Source organism: Pseudomonas sp. B21-056, from assembly GCF_026016325.1.
Classification (GTDB): domain Bacteria; phylum Pseudomonadota; class Gammaproteobacteria; order Pseudomonadales; family Pseudomonadaceae; genus Aquipseudomonas.
Genome location: NZ_CP087203.1, coordinates 3,282,066 through 3,302,041, shown reverse-complemented (window position 1 = coordinate 3,302,041; position 19,976 = coordinate 3,282,066). Strand labels below are relative to the sequence as shown.

General features: G+C 62.1%; 17 protein-coding genes. 8 read left to right on the top strand and 9 right to left on the bottom strand.

All coding sequences use genetic code 11. From position 1 onward, the window contains the following. Positions 1–3 precede the first annotated feature (3 nt). The 8 genes from LOY67_RS13965 to LOY67_RS13930 form a co-directional block, all read right to left on the bottom strand. Entirely contained in the window at positions 4–1,383 is a 1,380-nt protein-coding gene (locus tag LOY67_RS13965) for a UDP-glucose dehydrogenase family protein (protein WP_265063040.1), read from the bottom strand. A 94-nt stretch (positions 1,384–1,477) separates the two neighbouring features. Beyond that, a complete protein-coding gene (locus LOY67_RS13960; RefSeq protein WP_265063039.1) occupies positions 1,478–2,233 on the bottom strand; it encodes a metal-dependent hydrolase in 756 nt (251 codons plus the stop codon). A 3-nt stretch (positions 2,234–2,236) separates the two neighbouring features. Beyond that, a complete protein-coding gene (locus LOY67_RS13955; protein WP_265063038.1) occupies positions 2,237–3,103 on the bottom strand; it encodes a fatty acid desaturase family protein in 867 nt (288 codons plus the stop codon). Next, positions 3,100–3,849 (bottom strand): hypothetical protein, encoded by a 750-nt coding sequence (locus tag LOY67_RS13950; RefSeq protein ID WP_265063037.1) that lies wholly within the window; start codon positions 3,847–3,849, stop codon positions 3,100–3,102. Before LOY67_RS13950 ends, LOY67_RS13955 begins: the two co-directional genes overlap by 4 nt. Before the next feature lie 225 nt (positions 3,850–4,074). Beyond that, positions 4,075–4,995 carry a LysR family transcriptional regulator gene (locus LOY67_RS13945; protein WP_265063036.1) on the bottom strand — a complete coding sequence of 307 codons (921 nt, stop codon included), beginning with the start codon at positions 4,993–4,995 and terminating at the stop codon, positions 4,075–4,077. 39 nt (positions 4,996–5,034) lie between these two features. After that, the gene (locus LOY67_RS13940; RefSeq protein WP_265063035.1) at positions 5,035–5,574 is read right to left on the bottom strand and encodes a hypothetical protein; all 540 of its coding nucleotides are present in this window, start codon (positions 5,572–5,574) and stop codon (positions 5,035–5,037) included. Positions 5,575–5,740: 166 nt separating this feature from the next. After that, complete coding sequence (locus LOY67_RS13935; protein ID WP_265063034.1) at positions 5,741–6,544, bottom strand: putative hydro-lyase; 804 nt, start codon at positions 6,542–6,544, stop codon at positions 5,741–5,743. 90 nt (positions 6,545–6,634) lie between these two features. Beyond that, the gene (locus LOY67_RS13930) at positions 6,635–7,582 is read right to left on the bottom strand and encodes a LysR family transcriptional regulator (protein ID WP_265063033.1); all 948 of its coding nucleotides are present in this window, start codon (positions 7,580–7,582) and stop codon (positions 6,635–6,637) included. Positions 7,583–7,839: 257 nt separating this feature from the next. Here LOY67_RS13930 and LOY67_RS13925 point away from each other — a divergent pair, with 257 nt between their 5' ends. The 4 genes from LOY67_RS13925 (at position 7,840) to LOY67_RS13910 (ending at position 12,662) form a co-directional block, all read left to right on the top strand. Next, positions 7,840–9,081: an OprD family porin gene (locus LOY67_RS13925; RefSeq protein WP_265063032.1), complete on the top strand. Its 1,242-nt coding sequence runs from the start codon at positions 7,840–7,842 to the stop codon at positions 9,079–9,081. 338 nt (positions 9,082–9,419) lie between these two features. Further along, on the top strand, positions 9,420–10,862 hold the full coding sequence (locus tag LOY67_RS13920) for a coniferyl aldehyde dehydrogenase (protein WP_265063031.1): 1,443 nt from the start codon (positions 9,420–9,422) through the stop codon (positions 10,860–10,862). Between the two features lie 19 nt (positions 10,863–10,881). Next, a complete protein-coding gene (locus LOY67_RS13915) occupies positions 10,882–11,817 on the top strand; it encodes an alpha/beta hydrolase (RefSeq protein WP_265063030.1) in 936 nt (311 codons plus the stop codon). Positions 11,818–12,002: 185 nt separating this feature from the next. Next, entirely contained in the window at positions 12,003–12,662 is a 660-nt protein-coding gene (locus tag LOY67_RS13910) for a TetR/AcrR family transcriptional regulator (protein ID WP_265063029.1), read from the top strand. A 151-nt stretch (positions 12,663–12,813) separates the two neighbouring features. Here the strand turns inward: LOY67_RS13910 and LOY67_RS13905 are convergent, their stop codons facing one another. Next, the gene (locus tag LOY67_RS13905; protein ID WP_265063028.1) at positions 12,814–14,637 is read right to left on the bottom strand and encodes a sigma-54-dependent Fis family transcriptional regulator; all 1,824 of its coding nucleotides are present in this window, start codon (positions 14,635–14,637) and stop codon (positions 12,814–12,816) included. A gap of 274 nt (positions 14,638–14,911) precedes the next feature. Between LOY67_RS13905 and LOY67_RS13900 the strand changes: the two genes are divergently transcribed. The 4 genes from LOY67_RS13900 to LOY67_RS13885 all read left to right on the top strand — a co-directional run bounded on the left by LOY67_RS13900 (position 14,912) and on the right by LOY67_RS13885 (position 19,957). Next, entirely contained in the window at positions 14,912–15,679 is a 768-nt protein-coding gene (locus LOY67_RS13900; protein ID WP_258623691.1) for a coniferyl-alcohol dehydrogenase, read from the top strand. A 93-nt stretch (positions 15,680–15,772) separates the two neighbouring features. Continuing rightward, on the top strand, positions 15,773–17,419 hold the full coding sequence (locus LOY67_RS13895) for a DUF1302 domain-containing protein (RefSeq protein WP_265063027.1): 1,647 nt from the start codon (positions 15,773–15,775) through the stop codon (positions 17,417–17,419). Positions 17,420–17,437: 18 nt separating this feature from the next. Further along, positions 17,438–18,799, top strand: coding sequence for a DUF1329 domain-containing protein (locus LOY67_RS13890; protein WP_265063026.1), 1,362 nt, complete (start codon positions 17,438–17,440; stop codon positions 18,797–18,799). Between the two features lie 123 nt (positions 18,800–18,922). Further along, positions 18,923–19,957 (top strand): WD40/YVTN/BNR-like repeat-containing protein, encoded by a 1,035-nt coding sequence (locus LOY67_RS13885; protein WP_265067763.1) that lies wholly within the window; start codon positions 18,923–18,925, stop codon positions 19,955–19,957. Positions 19,958–19,976: the final 19 nt, after the last annotated feature.

The window sequence follows — 19,976 nt, the reverse complement described above, 5'->3', positions numbered from 1 at the left end:
TGCTCAAGCGCTTCGGGGCATCTGGAATCGAGCTTGCGGTGCGACGGGCAAATCACATGACAGCCCGCGCCCCATCGGAAAATAGCTAAAGCCTTTGTCGGCCATGCGTTCCGGGTCGTACAGGTTGCGGCCATCGAAAACCACCGCGGCCTTGAGCCGCTGCTGGATCAGCGCAAAGTCCGGCGCCTTGAATGGCTGCCACTCGGTGCAGATGATCAGCGCGTCGGCGCCCGGCAAGACCGATTCCGGGGTGCCCATCAACATGAGTTTCGACTCGTTAGGGTAGAGCTGCTGGGTTTGCTGCATCGCCTCCGGATCAAACGCCCGGACGCTGGCGCCCGCGGCCCACAGCGATTCCAGGAGCACGCGGCTCGGTGCGTCGCGCATGTCGTCGGTGTTCGGCTTGAAGGCCAGCCCCCACAACGCAAAGGTTTTGCCGCGCAGATCGCCGTGGTAGAACGCGTTGATGCGCTCGAACAACTTGTGTTTCTGACGCCCGTTGATGGCTTCCACCGCCTGCAACAGATCGCTTGCACAATGCGCCTGCTCCGCGCTGTGGATCAGGGCGCGCATGTCCTTGGGGAAGCACGAGCCGCCGTAGCCGCAGCCCGGGTAGATGAAGTGGTAGCCAATGCGTGAATCGGCACCGATGCCCAGGCGCACCGACTCGACATCGGCCCCCAGGTGCTCCGCCAGTTCCGCGATCTGGTTGATGAAGCTGATCTTGGTCGCGAGCATGGCGTTGGCGGCGTATTTGGTCAGCTCGGCACTGCGCAGGTCCATGAACAGGACCCGGTCGTGGTTGCGATTGAACGGTGCATACAACTCGCGCATGGTTTCCCGCACTTCATCACGCTCGCAGCCGATCACGATGCGATCCGGGCGGCGGCAATCGGCGACCGCCGAGCCTTCCTTGAGAAACTCCGGGTTGGAGGCGATATCGAATTGCAGCAAGCGACCGGCCTTGATCAGGCATTTGTCGATGTGGGCACGCAGGGCGTCGCCGGTGCCCACCGGTACGGTGGATTTTTCCACCAGCAGGACCGGTTGCTCGCGATAACGGGCGACAGCCTCACCGACCGCCATCACCTGGCACAGATCAGCCGATCCATCCTCCCTGGAAGGCGTGCCGACTGCAATAAACAGCACTTGCCCATGCTGCACGGCGAGCCGTTCATCGCTGGTGAAATGCAGTCTTCCAGCTTCAAGCCCTTCACGTACCAATGGCGCCAGGCCCGGCTCGTAGATGCTGACCTGACCCTGACGCAGGCTTTCGACTTTCTGCTCATCGATGTCCATGCAGATCACGTCGTGGCCCACTTCGGCCAGCACGGCGGCTTGCACCAACCCTACGTAACCGCTTCCGAATACCGTTATTTTCATGGGTGGGTTCCTTGGATCATTCCCGGCATGCGTGACCAGCGATTCATGCTGAACCCTGGTGTATGGGGCCAGAATAAGTCGCAGATGTTGCAGTTCACTGACAGTTCGCGGTCGCATCGGCTTTCAACGGCAAGAAGTAGCCGCCCCATCCGACGGCCAACAAGCCCAGGTTCATGCCATCGCGCAGCAGCAGTCGACCCGCTGCCCGTCGCACCTGTCCGGCGCTGACCCGTCTACGCTGGATGTCGAGGCGGGCAAAGCCATGCACATGACGAAGGACATCGAAGGCCAGGAGTGCCGACGCTGCCATAAACCAGAAAATGCGCTGCCGGTAAGGAATGCCCAACGCCCGCAACAGATCCGTGGTGACGTGCTGGTGCGCCACTTCTTCGCGGCAATGCCATCGCCACAGGCGGGTCTGCGTAGACTCTGCAGTCGAGAGCAGGCCGCCCTGGCGCAAGGCGACCCTGGAGATCACCGCGGTCACATGCTCGAACGCGGCGGCCAGGGCCAGTTGTGCCTTGAGCGACAACTTCGATTGCACGCTCGCGAGGTCTTTTTCGATTGCGATTTCGTACTTGCTGACCTCGAATCCTTGCTTTTCCAGTTGCTGGTTGTAGAGCCGGTGCGCTCGCTGATGCGCGCGTTCCTCGGCCACAAAGCGGCGCGAATCCTCGGCCAGCGTCGAGCGCTGTTGCAGTTGCAACGCGGCTGACTCCACCACCGAAATCACGAATTGTTCCCCCGCGGGCAGCAGCACTGAAAAAGCATCGAACAGATAGGTCTTGATCGGTGTGTCGTTCCAGAAGGGCTGGAAGGGCACAGCCCCGTCATGGGTTTGGTTGTTCACGGCTTACTTCCAGAGTCGGGGACCGAAACGCATCCAGGTTGCGAGGAAAGTGGACAGCTGCATCGCGCTGCCGGGCCGGGTTTCTGCCAGCACCTTCGATTTGGCGTATGCATGGAACCAGCGGGTCGCCGGCGCACCATGGTGCGTGCGATGGAGCGAGCGATGCAGGATGAGCCAGGACACCCAGGTTGGCAGGTAGACGTCCGTGGTGATGTCCGCCGGGGCACGACGCGAACCCTGGGCCGAGATCGCGACACCGTAGTGCTCGGCCTGGGTCAGCCAGAAATCCAGCCAGGCAAACAGGCAGTAGGGGATCAGCCAGGCGCATATGACCTGACGCGGCAGCTCATGGATGCCCACCGCCAGCGCGGCCATGAGCACGATGATCAGGGCATTGTTCCGGCGCCAGCGCCAGACTTCACGAGGCGGGACATAGCGCCGGGAAATGGCATTGGTGGAAAGGGTCGTCCAGAGTTGCTCGACGGGACCCAGCAGGCAGATCAGGCGCGTTCGCCATGACTGTTCATACATCAGCCCTTCGGGATCGTCGGCCTGGCAGGTCTTGCGGTGATGCTCCAGATGAAAGTAGCGGTAGCCGACGAAATTGGCGCCGAACAGCGCTGCCGCGAGCGTTCCTAACGCGTCGTTGAGGCGCGTGCCGACGAGGAACTGGCGATGCACACCCTGGTGCTTGATCTCCTGGACACCGATCATCAGGATCGCCTGAAGCATCACCAGCGGCACAAGCCCCAGCCATCCGAATGCCGCGTTTCCTGCGAGCCAGACGATTGCCGCCGTGTTCACGACGCACAGCGCCACGAACAGATAGCTGGGCAGGTTGCTGCCGGGGCCTTGGAAGAGGGTCTTCATAGGCACACGAAGACCAGTTTTTTCATGCGTTGCAACCAGGGCAACGGCATTCGCTTCCAGATGAACGAAAGCCCCGACAGCGGCACTTTGCCCCGGATCAATACGCCGACATCCAGCGATGGCTCGTGGGGAAAGTAGTTGTCCTTGATGGCGACGATCTGGCGAAAGCCTTTTTTGAAGTAGTAGCGCAGTTGTGGGTCCAGCGGCAGCCCCTGGCGTTGACCGCGCACGTACTGCGCGACCGTGATGCCAGGGTTCTTCGAACGCCAGTCCCGCAGCCCTGGCACGGGAGAGCCCAGGTAGATGTCCGACCATCCCTGCTTGAGTGCGTAGGGCCAGAAGAATTCGAAGATCGCATTCGCGGCTTTCGGTTCGATGCTGCTCAGGCTGATGCCGAACAACGTGCCGGTTGTTGCCGACTCATCGCCGCGCTGTTGCTTGGCACAGTCCTCCCAGGTCGAGCAATGGTGAATGACGTCGTGTCGGGTAGGTTTCATGAACAAGGAGGCCAGTGCGGCACCGGTATGCGCACAGAACGCACCGACACTCAAGGTCGGGAAGGCTGCGATTCGGCTTGCCAGCATGGCCGCGTTGGCCCGCTGGTCGTCGGTCCATTTCCTTTGTTCGAGTGCCAATAACGAAGGGATATCGGTATTTGTCAGGAATCGGACGCTGATCGCATCGTCATGGGTCGGTTGCAGGTGTACTGGGGCTTCACTTCGAGTTTTTTTCAGGAGGGCTTGCATCAGGTAAGCGGCTCACCGATTGAAGGAGACTGGAACAATCGGCGCACACGGTAGGGCAGTGGTGTGAAGCTATGATGACGGGGTTGATTGATACGCCGCTATCGCGAGCAGGCTCGCTCCCACAATTGATTGTGGCAGGCTGGGAGTTTGTGTACGCCGCAGTCCCCCTGTGGGAGCGAGCCTGCTCGCGATAGCGGTGTATCAGCTAACAACTAAATAAGGAGCCTACTCCGTCTCCAACCGGTACCCCACGGGCAGGGCGGCGACGAACTCACCCACCACGTCCCGGGTCAGGCTGACGATGTCTTCCACCCGTTCCATGCCCGCGCCGGTACGCCAACTGGCAACGATGTCCATCACCGAGGGCAGCGGTACGCCGCTTATCAACGTCAAGGTGCCCTGGGCCAGTTCGCCCTGCACCAGTGCCGCCGGCATGGCGCCGATGCCGAAGCCGTCGCGAACCAGGCGGGTGATGGCCGAGGCCGAGTTCACGCAGTTGATGCGTGGAGAAACGATGTTCGCCGAGTGCAGCAGGTTGAGGATGTCCTGATGGGGCCGCGAGTTGCGTGAGAAGGTCACGATGCGTTCCTGGGACAGATCCTCCAGCGAGGTGTATTGCCGGTCATAGACCGAGCCGGTGCGTACCAGCCAGTGCATCGGATAACGGGTCAGCAATGCATTGCGCACGCTGTCCAGGCGCAGGATATCGGTCTGGAAAATGATGTCCTGGTAGCCTTTCTCCAGTTGGGAACACAGATTGCTCGCGGTGTCGGCCGACAGTTCGATTTCCAGGGCCGGATAGCATTCCATCAGGCGTGTCACCAGCGGGCTGAGCCAGGTGTGGATGACCGTGTCCATGGCGCCGATGCGGATCCGGCCACGCACCTGGCGCGGATCCTTGATCACCGCCTTCATGCTCTGCATGGTGTCCATGATGCGTTCGGCGTATTCCAGCACCCGCTGCCCCTCGGAGGTCAGCGACACACCTTTGGAGTCGCGCACGAACAGCCGCACGCCCATTTCGTCTTCCAGGGCCGCGATCCGGCTGGAGATGGACGCCTGGGTGGTGAACAGCTTCTCCGCCGTGAGCCGGAAACTCTTCAGGCGAGCGACCCAGACGAAGGTTTCCAGAAACTTGATATTCACGTCGGCGGCTCCTTGGAGCTGAGGTTGGCAATGAGTCGATTACAGCGTTTCGGCCGCCACATACTGGAGCACCGCTTGAAGCCCGGCTATATCCGGCATGTTGTTCATGACCGCATGAACAGCGCACCATGGATAGTCCAGCGCCGAGACCCAGGTCATGACCGGCGCAAGATCGGCGGCCGGCAGGGTTGCCATGTGCTCGATGGTGATGGTCAGTCGTTCGGCCCTATTCGACCCGGGCTCGAACTGCCAGTCATATACACCACAACCGACTCGCACCTCGCCGCTGTGCTTGTCCGACATCGCCACCAGCCATTTGCACTGGAACGCCTTGGTGTTGGCGGACGGCGGGGCTCCCAGGCAAAACGTATAGACGTTCTCGAACGTCTGGCCAAAGCGCCTGACCAGGACTTCGCCAATGGCCTCGCGGCCTTCCACGTGCCCCGGAAAAGAGATCGAGCCGGTGCGCACGATCATGTCCAGCACGGCCTCGGCCGTGAAGGCCTGGGCCAACAGGTGAGGGCGGTTGCTGTCCTTGGCGTTGATGTAATGTTGGATCGATCGTTGGGCGGTGTTCATCGGGTGTCCATGTCGGGTTGAAAGAGCGACGCAAAACCCCTGTGGGAGCGAGCCTGCTCGCGATGGCGGCGGCAGGGTCAATATTGATTGTGCCTGACACACCGTTATCGCGAGCAGGCTCGCTCCCACAGGATAGATGGCTTGACCAATAAGCCTTGTTCGTTCCCTACAAAGCACTATTCCACAAATCCGTCACCAGCATGCAGCCCGGCGCGTGGGTGATGCACAGTGGTGGACGAGACGCCTGGACCACCGACTGTGGTGTCACCCCGCAGGCCCAGAACACCGGGATCTCATCCGCTTCGACCGGCACGGCGTCGCCGTAATCCGGCCTGTCCAGGGATTGGATGCCGATCAGCGACGGGTCGCCGATGTGGACCGGGGCGCCATGGACATTGGGCATGCGACCGGTGATCTGGATCGCCTGGATCGCGGCGGCGGCTTTCATCGGCCGCATGGTCACCACCATTTTGCCGGAGAGCCGGGCGGTAGGGCGGGTGTCGATGTTGGTGCGGAACATGGCGATGTTGCGCCCCAGATCGATGTGCCGCAGCCGAATGCCGGCCTCCAGCAGCGGTTGTTCGAAGGAGAACGAACAGCCCAGGGCGAAGGCGACCATGTCCTCCTGCCACAGATGTTCGATGTCCAGCGGTTCTTCGCTCAGCTCGCCATGACGGAAAACCCGGTAGCGGGGCACTTCATGGCGGATATCGATGGCGCTGCCCAGGTTGCGAAAGTACGGATCGCCGGGTTCGGTCACGTCCAATACCGGGCAAGCCTGGCGATTGAGGGTGCAGTAGCGCAGGAATTCGTTGGCCCAATCGCCGGGCAGGATCACGATATTGGCCTGCACCCGGCCCTTGCCCAGGCCGCTGGTATGGCCCTGATAGCGGCCGGCGGCGATGCTCTGGCGCAAGGCAATTGGATCGCTCTGCTGCAGTTGTTCAAAGGACAGGGCTGACGGGGTCATCGAGGTTCTCCATGGGTTCGTCAGTCCTTTTTAGAAAACCCAGGCGATGACGTCCAACAAGGAATGTTGGTACCCCCGGATAAAGAAAAGTTATTCGAGGGACAGTGGGCTGTTCAGGCCTGGCGCCGCCACCATGCGTTGGGGCCCGACATCGAGGGCATATTGGCCCACCACCTGGCGGCTCATCTGGACGATGCTCTCGATCAGTTCCAGCCCCACGCCCGCGCGCCAGGAGGCGACGACGTTCAACTGGGGCAGGGAAGTGCCCGGTTCGAGCTGGATCAGCTCGCCACTTGCCAGGGGCTTGGCCACCAACGCGGCGGGCAAGGCACCGATGCCGAAACCGTCCCGGATCAGCCGGGTCATGGCCGACACCGAGTTGACACAACTGACCCGCGGCGCGTTGACCCCTTGGGCGTACAGCAGGTTGAGGACATCCTGATGCGGCCGTGACTGCTTGACGAAGGTGATGATGCGTTCACTCGCCATTTCGGCCAGCGACGCATAGGGCCGGGCGTAGATCGAGTGACTGGCGGCGATCCAGTGCATGGGGTAGTGCCCCAGTTCGAGGTTGCGCACACTTTCGTGACGGACCAGGTCGGTCTGGAAGGCGATGTCCAGGTAACCCTTCTGCAACTGGTCGCACAGATTGCGCGCAGCGTCGGCGGTGATTTCGATTTCCACCGCCGGAAAGGCCTGCATCAGCATCGACATCAACGGGCTCAACCAGGTGTGGATCACCGTATCCATCACGCCGATGCGCACCAGGCCTTGCTGGGCGCTGCCGGTGTCCAGCGACTGTTTCAGCGCACGCTGGACCTCGAGCATCTGCTCGGCGTAGTTGAGCACCTTGAAGCCTTCGGGCGTCAGCGACACGCCACGAGAATCCCGCACGAACAGGCGCAGACCCAACTCATCCTCCAGCGAGGCGATCCGGCTGGAAATCGCCGCCTGGGTGCTGAACATTTTTTCGGCGGTCAGGCTGAAGCTTTGCAGGCGGGCAACCCAGACGAAGGTTTCGAGGAACTTGAGGTTCATGACGGCTCTCTTGGCGCTTGTGTTGTTCTTATGGTTGCAATTGTTACTCCAGATCGGGCCATTCAACGCATCAAATTTTCTTATGTCCGACCGGGCTTTTTTCCCGTTTGACGCTTTCGAACCCTGGCGCGAAGAATCCACCCCGACGACGCAGCTGACTGCGCCTGTGTCCCCACGACAACGTCTTCACACAAGAATAACGAGGCGCCCGCCAAGCCCCCCGAGAGGGTTCGCTCGCGCCGATAAAAGGAGCACGCATGCAACAGTTCAAATCCCCCCAACGGATATATGCCCCAATAGGGACAGTGCTCGGCCTGAGCCTGATCGGCGTGCCGGCCGCCCATGCGGACTTCATTGCCGACAGCAAAGGCAGCCTCGAAGCGCGCAATTTCTACTTCAACCGCGACTTTCGCCAGGAAGGTTCACGGGACAAGGCCGAGGAATGGGCCCAGGGTTTTCTGCTGCGGATGGAGTCGGGCTACACCGCCGGCACCGTCGGTTTCGGCCTGGACGTCTTGGGCATGGCCGGCTTCAAGCTGGACTCGGGTGGCGGTACGGCGGGCACCAACCTGCTGCCGGCGGATTTGTCCGGAGGTTCGCAAGACCGCTACGGCGAATTGGGCCTGACCGCCAAGATGCGCGTGTCCAACAGCACCCTCAAGGCCGGCACGCTGCAGATCAAGGACCCGGTGGTGAGCTCCAACGATACGCGGCTGTTGCCGGCGACGTTCAAGGGCGGGCTGCTGAACGTGCAGGAAATCGATCGATTGAAGCTGACCGGCGGGCAGTTCACCCAGATCAATGTCGTCGATTCCACCGATTACCAGGACATGACCGCCAACCGCATCGGCGGCACCAGTGACAAGTTCCAGTTCGCCGGGGCGGACTATCAGTTCCTGCCCAACCTCACGGCGCAGTACCGCTACGGAAAACTGCAGGACATCTACCAGCAGAACTACCTCGGATTCGTCCACACCCTGGACCTGGGCGCCGGCCAATCACTCAAAAGCGACGTGCGCTATTCGCGCAGCACCGAGGACGGCAATTTTCGCAATATCGACAACCAGGCCTTTGGCGCGCTGTTCACCTACAGTCTCGGCGGTCATGCACTGGGCCTGGGCTACCAGCGCATGAGCGGCGACGATCCTTTCCCGTACATCAGTCGCAGCGACCCCTACCTGGTCAACTTCGTCCAGATCGGCGACTTCGCCAACATCGACGAACGCTCCTGGCAAGCCCGCTACGACTACAATTTTGCCGCCCTCGGCGTGCCGGGGTTGACGTTCATGACCCGCTACATTTCCGGTGACAACGTGCAACGCGCAGCACCGGGAGAGGGCAAGGAGTGGGAACGCAACACCGACATTGCCTACGTGGTGCAGGACGGCACGTTGAAAGGGTTGGGACTCAAATGGCGCAACGCCTCGGTGCGATCGAACTTTGGCAATGATCTGGATGAGAACCGGTTGATTGTCAGTTATACGATGGCGCTCTGGTAGGCAAGGGGCATCAAGGCGCTGCTCAGATGAGCGGCGCCAGATATAAGTTATTAAATATAATCAATTTTACGGGGTTGGTGATTTTGAACCGATCGTCCAGGCCTTCATAAGACGGCGGCTTCCGGCTGATCACTTGTGCGACACAATCCGCTGATAGATGACTTTAGCCAATGTTTGCTGGTAAACAAAACGATTCATCCGCCTGCTAAAAATAAGGAAACCTATGGGTTTCCTTTGTTCTGTTTTTTGTCATACTCCACCCTGCGAGTCGGCAGAGGTGCCTGCTTGCCCGGTATTAGTACTGGCTAATAACAATTCCCTCAGCAGGAACCCACGCCATGAGTATTCTCGGTCACCCCGCTACAGCGAACCCCGCCGAACAACTCGCCACCGCGCTCGCACGGATGAAACAGGCCCATCTGGACGAAGGGCCCGCGAGCCTGGAGTTGCGCCGTGACCGCCTGGACCGGGCGATTGCCCTGTTGCTGGATAACCGTGAAGCCATCGTCGCAGCGGTGTCCGCGGACTTTGGCAACCGCAGTCGCGAGCAGACCCTGCTGTCCGATATCGCCGGATCGGTGGCGAGCCTCAAGCATTGCCGCGAACACCTGGCCGAATGGATGCAGTCGGATACCCATCCGGCGCCGTTCCCAGGTTGCGAAGCGCGGGTCGACTATCAGCCGTTGGGCGTAGTGGGGGTGATCAGCCCGTGGAACTTTCCCATCGTGCTGGCCTTCGGGCCGCTGGCAAGCATCCTCGCTGCCGGTAACCGGGCGATGCTCAAGCCCTCGGAGCTGACGCCGCGCACTTCAGCGTTGCTCGACGAACTGATTGCGCGCTATTTCGACGAACGCGAGCTCTGCACGGTATTGGGCGATGCGCAGATCGGAGCGCTGTTCAGCGCGCAACCTTTCGACCATCTGATCTTTACCGGCGGTACGTCGGTGGCCCGGCACATCATGCGTGCCGCCTCGGAGAACCTGGTGCCGGTAACCCTGGAACTGGGCGGCAAATCACCGGTGCTGGTTTCCCGTAGCGCCGACCTGGCGACCGTGGTACAGCGGGTCCTGACGGTGAAGACCTTCAATGCCGGGCAGATCTGCCTGGCCCCGGACTATGTGCTGCTGCCGGAAGAGTTGCTGGAGGACTTCGTCGGCGAGGCCATCCGTTTCGTCAGCGGCATGTACCCGACCTTGCGCAGCAATGCGGACTACACCTCGATCATCAATCCGCGCAATTTCGACCGTTTGCGGAGCTACCTCGCCGATGCCGAGGCCAAGGGCGCGCGGCTGGTGGAGATCAACCCTGCGCAGGAAGACCTGAGCGACCGTGAGATCCGCAAGATTGCCCCGACCCTGGTACTCGACCCCCATGAGCGGATGCAGGTCCTGCGCGAGGAAATCTTCGGCCCGTTGTTGCCGATCAAGACCTATCGCGACTTCGCCACGGCCATCGACTACGTCAATGGGCAGCCTCGGCCATTGGCCGCCTATTATTTCGGCGAGGACGCGAGTGAGCGCGAGCAGGTGCTGGAGCGCACGACCTCGGGCGGCGTGGTGATCAACGACGTGATGAGCCATGTGCTGTTCGAGGCGCTGCCCTTTGGCGGGGTCGGTCATTCCGGCATGGGGGCCTATCATGGCGTCTATGGTTTCCGTACCTTCAGCCATGCCAAGGCGGTGGTGGTGCAGAGCCCCGTCGGTGAGTCCAACCTGGCGATGCGCGCACCCTACGGCCCGATGATCCACGGCCTGCTCGACCACTTGCTGACGGCCAACTGAGCCGCCTGGGAGCCTGACCATGAACCTGTTGCAAACCCTCAAGGCCAAGCTGCTGCGCGCCCTTGCCAAGCGCATGAAGGCCAAGTTCATCTACGACGCGGCACGCTATCCGCTGCGTGCGGTAGACGAGCAGCACATCCCGACGGCCTGGGGGCCGGCGCGGGCGCTGTTCTATTGGCCCGATACGCCGTCCGGGGAACCGCTCCCGGTATACCTGAACCTGCATGGCGGTGGGTTCGTCGCCGGGGTGCCGGAACATGACGACAGCTATTGCCGTCGTCTGGCCCACAACCTGGGTTGCCTGGTGGTCAATCTGGATTATGTCCTGGCGCCCGAGCATCCCTTTCCCGCAGGTTTGCGCCAGAGTTTCGAGGTGCTGGAGTGGCTGGCCGGGCAGGGCACCGCGCTGGGGATCGACCCGCAGCGCATCGCTGTCGGCGGGCACAGCGCCGGCGGAAACCTGGCCGCCGGTCTGGCCAATCTGGCGCGAGGCCACCAGCGACTCCGAGTGGTGCATCAGGTCATCGACTATGCGGCATTGGATCTGTCCCAGGAGCCTGAGCTGAAGCAGTCCCCCATCGACAAGCCGCTGCTCGGCGTGGGCCTGATGCGCTTTTTCAACCGGTGTTACCTGAGCGATCCGGCCCATGCCCGTGACCCTCTGGTTTCGCCGTTGCTGGCGCCGGTCGAGGCGTTGCAAGGCTTGCCTGCCGCCACATTGATCACTGCTGAGTACGATATTCTGCGCGCCGAAGGTCAGGCCTATGGGGAGAAACTGCGTCAGGCTGGGGTTGCGGTGAACGAGAGAATGTTCCCGGGCTGCGATCACATGTTCACTCACCTGGGCCCGGATGCTTCGGCGGATGAGGCGTGGCAGTTTATCGAGGATGCATTGCGCGGGGCTTTTGCGGGTGTGGGAGTGGAGGCCGATCGCGTGCTGCTCGAGAGTCTCTGAATCCCCTTGTGGCGAGGGGGATTCATCCCCGCTGGGCTGCGAAGCGGCCCCAAAAACAGACAACTCGGTGTGTCATGCAAATTGAGTCGACTGTATTGGGTCTGCTTCGCAGCCCAGCGGGGATAAATCCCCTCGCCACAGGTACTATGTTGCTTGTTTGATTAACGCTAGCCAGGATGCCCGTCATGCCTGAAACCACTCCCCAGGCCGCCAGGCGCGGCCGTCCTCCTGTGCGCAGTCGCGAGGAGCAGATGAGCCTGTTGCTCGATGCGGCGGCGCAGATTCTCGGCAGTGGCAATTTCGCCAGCGTCACCATGGATACCATCGCCCGGGCCGCCGGCATTTCGAAAAAAACCGTGTACCTGCTGGTGGCGAGCAAGGAGGCGCTGCTTTCGCAGTTGGTGGCCCGGGACCTGTCGACCCTCGAGTTGTTGTTGGAAAGCGGTATCGACTGCGCCGAGGACCTGCTCAGCGAATTGCGCATGTACCTGACGCTATGGGCGCGCCTGACCCTGTCACCGTTGGCGCTGGGGCTTTACTTGATGGCAGCGCAGGGACGCGAGACTGCGCCGGGTATCGCGAGGATCTGGTACCAGGAGGGGGCCGCGCGTTGTCTGGAGCTGTTGCGTGGCTGGTTGGGCAAGGCAGCGGGCAAGGGGCTTCTGGCACACGAGGATGTCGAGCCGGCGGTCGAGTTGATCGATGCGTTGTTGATCTCGCAACCGCTCAAGCTGTTCACCCTCGGGGTCCAGCAGAGTTGGTCCGACGAGCAGATTGGCCAACGGGTCGACGTGGCTCTCGGGATGTTTGGGCGTTGTTTCATCCAGCGTGGGCCAGTCCAATAACCTGTGGCGAGGGGATTTATCCCCGCAGCGGCCCCAAAACTGACGACTCGATTAGCATGACACACCGAGTTGTCTGTTCTTGGGGCTGCTGCGCAGCCAGCGGGGATAAATCCCCTCGCCACAATGATTTCAGTGGTGTCTTTAGCTTGCCTTACTCACCCCCCGAACGCCGCGACAGCCGATAAGACAACTGAGCACGGGTCAGCCCAAGACGGCGCGCCGCCTCGGAAACATTGCCTTTCACCTCGGCCAGGCAATGGTCGATCATCGTTTCCTCGATCTCCTGCAGCGACAGCCGACTCAGGTCCTTGCCGCCAAACAAGGCCTGGATCGCTTCATCGCCTGTGGGGGCAGGTGCGGCAGTCGCAGGGGAGGCCGGGTCATTCGGGGCTGCCGCCAGTTGGCCACGGTGGCCAATGGAGAACATCGGCTGGGCCAGGCGTTCGCCGCTGGTGAACAGGTGAGCCAGGTCGATGGCGCCGCCATCCGGTGCACTGATCACGCCGCGCTCCACCAGGTTCTGCAGTTCGCGGATGTTGCCTGGAAAGTCATAGGCGAGCAGGGTGTCGGCCGTGCGCGGGGTGAAGCCACTGATCTGCCGACCATGATGGCGGGTGAAGCGGCGCAGGAAGTGGGTCATCAGCAACGGGATGTCTTCCTTGCGCTCGCGCAACGGCGGCAGGTGGATCGGGAAGACATTCAGGCGGAAGAACAAGTCTTCGCGAAACTCGCCGCGCTGTGCGGCGGCGCGCAGGTCGACGTTGGTCGCGGCGACCACCCGCACATCGACCTTCAAGGTACGACTGCCGCCGACCCGCTCGATCTCGCCTTCCTGCAGTGCGCGCAGTAGCTTGCCCTGGGCGACCAGGCTGAGGGTGGCGATTTCATCGAGGAACAAGGTACCGCCATCGGCGCGCTCGAAACGCCCGGCGCGGGATTGGGTGGCACCGGTGAAGGCTCCGCGCTCGACGCCAAACAGCTCCGACTCCATCAGGTTTTCCGGAATGGCGGCACAGTTGATCGCGACAAAAGGCGCATCGTGGCGCGGGCTGATGCGGTGCAGCATTTTGGCGAACATCTCTTTGCCGACGCCGGATTCGCCGGTGAACAGCACGGTCGCCTGGGTCGGGGCGACCCGTCGCAGCATGTGGCAGGCGGCGTTGAAGGCCGAGGAGATACCGACCATGTCGCCGTCCTGGGTCGGTTGCGGATCGGCTTGCAGATCGGCCGCCAATACTCCCTTGTCGCCAGGGCTGGGAGGTACCGTGCTGCGCCCGCTGCTGCTGACGAACGGTTCGGCTTTCAGGGCCGCCAGGTCTTCCTCTGCATCGTCCCATTCCTCTGCGGGCTTGCCGATCAGCCGGCAGATGCTGGAACCGGTGGAGCGACACTCGACCTCCCGGTAAAGGATCAATCGGCCGACCATCGCCGAGGTGTATCCGGTGGCATAGCCGGTCTGCATCCAGCAGGCCGGTTCGGTGCCGATGCCGAACTGGGCGATGTGTTCGTCATCCTCGCTGGAGTGATGCCAGAGGAACTCGCCGTAATAGGTGCCCAGGTTCATATCGAATTCGAAATGCACTGGCTCGACCTTCACCGCGCCTTCGATGGCATGGATGATCGGGCCGGCGGCGAACAGCGCGAGGAAGTCGGCCTCGGGAAAGCGCTCCTTGATCAGCGCCGCATCCCGCGCACCGCAATGGTAGCCGGTGCGCAGCATGATGCCGCGGGCGCGGGCCAGGCCCATGCTTTCAATCAGCTCCCGCCGCATCGCGCCGAGGCCGCTGCTGTGCATCAGCAGCATCCGTGCGCCATTCAGCCAGATGCGCCCGTCGCCCGGGCTGAACATCAGGCATTCGGTCAGGTCCTGCAGCGTGGGGGCCGTGCCCGGAGGCAATTGCTCACTGGCACCGCGCGGGTGTTTCTTTCGGACTCCGCCGGAGAGTTCGGCCAGGGAGATCAGCTTGTCTGCCATCGGAAATCCTTAATATGAGTAATCATAATCCGCATAGTGCAGCATGAAATTGCTGAAATCATCACTTTTTTCAGGCCGCGGTTTTCCTTGCCGTGGACCAATATTCACCAAAAATCCCTGTATTGCGCGAGCTTGAGCGGTTTTCCCGTTGTTGCTGAGAGATGGCATATCGCTTGCTACAACTAGTTACCGAGCTTAACTAGTTCGGCAATAACAACATGACTTGGCTACCGCCCTCATGGGAGGCAGTACAAGCACGAACCGGGAAACCCGTATGAAGCTGACCAGCAAAAGGATCGTCGTGACCGGGGTCTCCTCGGGCATCGGCGCCGAGACAGCCCGAACCCTGCGTGCCCACGGGGCCATTGTGATCGGCATGGATCGCAACGAGCCCAACCTGAGCCTGGATGAGTTTGTCCAGGCTGATCTCAGTCATCCCGAGGCCATCGATGCGGCCGTGCGCCGGTTGCCGGAACAGATCGACGGTTTGTGCAACATCGCCGGGGTGCCAGGGACTGCCGATCCGCAGTTGGTGGCCCAGGTCAACTATCTCGGCCTGCGTCACCTGTGCGCAGCGGCGCTGCCGCGGATCCGCGCCGGCGGCAGCATCGTCAACGTCGCCTCGATCCTCGGTGCGCAGTGGCCGCAGCGGCTGGAACTGCACAAGGCCTTGGCCCGCACTGAAAGCTTCTTCCAGGGACAAGCCTGGCTGGCCCAGCACCCGGTGCCCCAAGAGAGCTGCTACCAGTATTTCAAAGAGGCCTTGATCGTCTGGAACTACGTGCAGGCCCAGCCCTGGTTCCTGCAGACCTCGGTGCGCATGAACAGCGTGGCACCGGGTCCGGTGTTCACGCCCATCCTGGGCGATTTCGTCAGCATGCTCGGCCAGGAACGGGTCGAGGCCGATGCTCATCGCATGAAGCGTCCGGCCTATGCCGATGAGGTGGCGGCTGCCATTGCCTTCCTGAGTGCCGACGAATCCCGCTGGATCAACGGCGTCAACCTGCCGGTCGATGGCGGCCTGGCGTCCACCTACATCTGAACGAGGAATCACGCCTGCGCATTCGCGGGCCGCTCATTGCCGTGTGCTTTCCAGACAACATGCTTCCAAACAACAAGAACAATGAGGAACACCATGCACAACACTCGATGCTATCCGGGCTTCAAGCGTTCCACCCTGGCACTCTCGGTGTGCCTCGCCGGCCTGGCTTCACAGGTTCAGGCCGCACAGATAGACCTGGGCGACAGCGACTGGCGTCTGCGCTGGGACAACACCATCAAGTACAGCCAGGCCTGGCGCCTGCAAGGTGCCGACGACAACCTGACCAACGCTTCCACGGCGGGCGGCCTGTACCCTTCGATCCAGGGGCAGGGCGACAAGAATTTCAGTCGTGGCCTGGTCTCCAATCGGCTGGACCTGTTCAGTGAAATGGACCTGAGCCGGGAACACTATGGCCTGCGTCTCAGCGGCGCGGCCTGGTACGACGACATCTATAACAAGGACACCGACGACAGCGCGAACCCGCATTTCCTCAGCGATACCCGCGAACTGCACGGGCGCGATGCCGAGGTGCTCGACGCGTTCGTATTCCTGCGCGGTGACGTCGGCGACGCAAGCCAGGGCACCGTGCGCCTGGGCCGGCATAGCCTGATCTATGGCGAGAGCCTGTTCTACGGCAGCAACGGCATTGCCGCGGCGCAAGGGCCGACCGACGTGGTCAAGCTGCTCAGCGTGCCGGGGACCCAGTTCAAGGAAATCCTGCGCCCGGTCAATCAAGTGTCTGGCCAGTTGCAGATCAACCCGCAGTTGTCCGTCGGGGCCTATTACCAGTTCGAGTGGGAGCGTTCCAACGTGCCGGGGGCGGGCAGCTACCTGAGCGAAAACGATGGTATCGGCAAAGGGGCAGGGGACTGGACCGAGGTGTTTGGCAACACCACCGTTCATGCCTCCGATATCGAGGCCAAGAATTCGGGGCAGGGCGGCATGCAACTGCGCTTCAAGCCCGAAGGCACCGAGCTGGAACTGGGTTTCTATGCCGCCCAGTACCACGACAAGACGCCAAGTGCGCTGTATGCCTACCTGGACGGCGCGGCGGCGGCCGCCACCGGATTGCCGATCCTGAGCTCCTATCGCCAGGTCTACGCCGAAGACATCAAGACCGTCGGCGCCAGCTTCTCCACGGCTTATGGCCCGTTCAACTTCGCCGGTGAAACCTCGGTGCGTTGGAATGCGCCGCTGGTGAGCAACCTGCAAGTGGTGACACCGGGCACCGCGGCGGACAACAGCGGCGACGCGCTCTACGCCAAGGGCAAGACCGCCCACGTCAACCTGTCGACGATTTACCTGCTGCCGCCCGGCGCGCTCTGGGACGGTGGCTCGGTACTCGCCGAACTGGCCTGGAACCGCACCCTCAGCGTGACCGACAACCCCGGGGCACTGGACCCCAACACCACCCGGGATGCCACCGCGTTGCGGGTGCTGGCCGAACCGGCTTACTTCCAGGTGGCCGACGGTCTCGACCTGAGCGTGCCGGTCGGTTTTGGCGTGGGCCTCGACGGTCGCTCCTCGGCCGTCAGCAAGGGCGGTTTCGGCAATTCCCACGCCGGTGACTGGAGCGTAGGACTCAAGGCCACTTACCTGCAGCGCTGGGACTTCGGCATCAACTACGTGAACTTCTTCGGCAAGGCTGCGGCAGGGCTGAACGAGGCGGGCAACTTCAGCTATGCGCAATCGCTAGCCGACCGTGACTTCGTCTCCATGTACGTGAAAACCACATTCTAATAAGAGGTTTCATCCCCTATGCAAAGCCAATTTTCCTTGCGTATATCGGCCCTGGCCATTGCCTTGCTGAGTGCCGGCCTGGTGCAGGCGGCGGTTTCCCCTGATCAGGCTGCACGGCTCAATACCGACCTCACCCCCATGGGCGCCGAGCGCGCGGGCAACAAGGACGGCAGCATTCCGGCCTGGACCGGGGGCTATACCACGGTACCGGCGGGCTACAAGAACGGCGACAAACGCGCCGATCCCTTTGCCGCCGACAAGCCGCTGTACGCGGTCAGCGCGGCCAACATGGCGCAATACGCCGACCAGCTGTCCGACGGCGTCAAAGCCTTGCTGCAGAAGTACCCGGGTTATCGCCTGGACGTCTATCCGACTCACCGCAGCGCCGCTGCGCCGCAGTGGGTCTATGAAAATACCTTGAAGAACGCAACCCGTGCCAGCATCGACGTGGACTCGGAAAAAGTCAGCGGTGCCTATGGCGGCATTCCATTCCCGCTGCCGCAGAACGGTGCCGAGGTGTTGTGGAACTATCGTTTGTCCTGGCAGGGCGCCGACACCTTCTATTCGCCTTTCGACACCTGGCTGATGACCGCCGGCGGCAAGAAGATTCAGGCCACCCGGGCTCGTTTCTGGTACCAGGACCCTTACTACTTCAAGGAAGGCAGCCTCGAAACCTTCAGCGGTAAGTTCCTGGTCGGCAAGCTGGCCACGGAGCTGCCGTCATCCAAGGCCGGCGAGGGCCTGATGACCCATTGGGACATGGACCCCGGCAAGCGTGCCGCCTGGCAGTATCTGGTCGGCCAGCGTCGGGTGCGGCGTGCCCCGAACATTGCCTATGACACGCCGGACTTCGTCACCTCGGGCGTGGGTTTCTTCGATGAGGCGTTCATGGTCTTTGGTCCAACCGACCGTCACAACCTCAAGCTGGTGGGCAAGAAAGAGTTGCTGGTGCCCTACAACAACAACCGTGCGGCGGCGGCGAAGAGCGACGACCTGGTCAAGCCGAACTTCCTCAACCCGGACCTGGTGCGCTGGGAGAAGCACCGGGTGTGGGTCGTCGAGGCTACGCTCAAGGACGGCAAGCGCCACGTGGTGCCGAAACGGACCTATTACGTGGATGAGGATTCCTGGCAAGTGCTGCTGGTGGACGGTTACGACGCGCAGGGCAAACTGGGTCGCACCAACTACTCGCTGACCCTGCTGGCACCGGAAATGCCGGCGCTGACCGCACAGATGTCGTGGGGCAGCTACAACCTGGAGACCGGTGCGTACTTCCTGAACTCTGCGGCCAACGACCTGGATGTCCAGTACCAGAGCTATCCACGTCCGGCCTCTTCGTTCTTCACGCCTGACGCCATGGCCAACGACAGTTCGCGTTGAGTCGTTACCCAACGCGCTGGAGCCCTGGCATCGGCGCGTTGCGTTTGGATAACCCTTGAGTGGTGGTTGGAGCGGGATATGATCGGTAACTTTTCACTCGGGCGGGCGTTGTCGGCGATCCTGATGCTGACGTTCTTGCTGATGTCGGGCTGGACAGCAGCCAGCCCACGAATTGCCTTGCTCGACCAGACGGCACTGCAGAGTGCCAAGGCAACCCACGCCGCGTTGCTGGCGGTGACCCGCGCAGGTGAACGGCTGGTGGCGGTTGGCGAGCGCGGCATCGTCCTGCTCTCCGACGATTCCGGCAAGAGCTGGCGCCAGGCCCAGGTGCCGGTCAGTGTCAGCCTGACGGCGGTGCAGTTCGTCGATAACGAGCAGGGCTGGGCCGTCGGCCATATGGGCGTGGTGCTTCACAGCAGTGACGGCGGCGAAACCTGGGCCAAGCAACTCGATGGCATCGCGGCGGCGCAACTGGCGCTGGTTGTGGCGCATCAGGGTGGCGACCCCAAGCCTATCGAAGACGCCGAACGGTTGGTGGCGGACGGGCCGGACAAGCCATTTCTCGACCTGTATTTCAGCGACCGCCGCAACGGCTATGTAGTCGGTGCCTACGGCCTGATCCTGCATACCGTGGACGGCGGCGGGACCTGGAAACCGTGGATGCAGCAGCTGGACAACCCCGAGGGGCTCAACCTGTACGGCATCCGTGCGCTGGGCGGCGAGCTGTTCATCGTTGGCGAGCGGGGCTTGTTGCTGCGCTCCAACGACAACGGCCGCAGCTTCCAGGCGCTCGAATCGCCCTATGACGGCAGTTTCTTTGGACTGCAAGGCAGTGCCAGCGGTGAGTTGATCGCCTTCGGTCTGCGCGGCAACGCGTTCTGGTCGGGTGATCAGGGGGCCAGTTGGCGGCGTATCGAAACCGGTCTGGAAGTGGCTTTGTCCGCCGGTACGCAACTGAACGATGGGGCGCTGGTCCTGGCCAGCCAGGCCGGTGACCTGTTGCTCAGTTCCGGTCGAGGAAGCCGCTTGCGGCATCTTTCAGGACCGGCCGGCACCTCGATCGCCGGTCTGGTGGCCGCCCCGGATGGCAGCCTGATCTGCGTCGGCCTGGGCGGGCTGACCCGCCTCGATCAAGCCCTTGCCTCGGCGCAACGCTGAACCCACTTGCCAGAGCGCT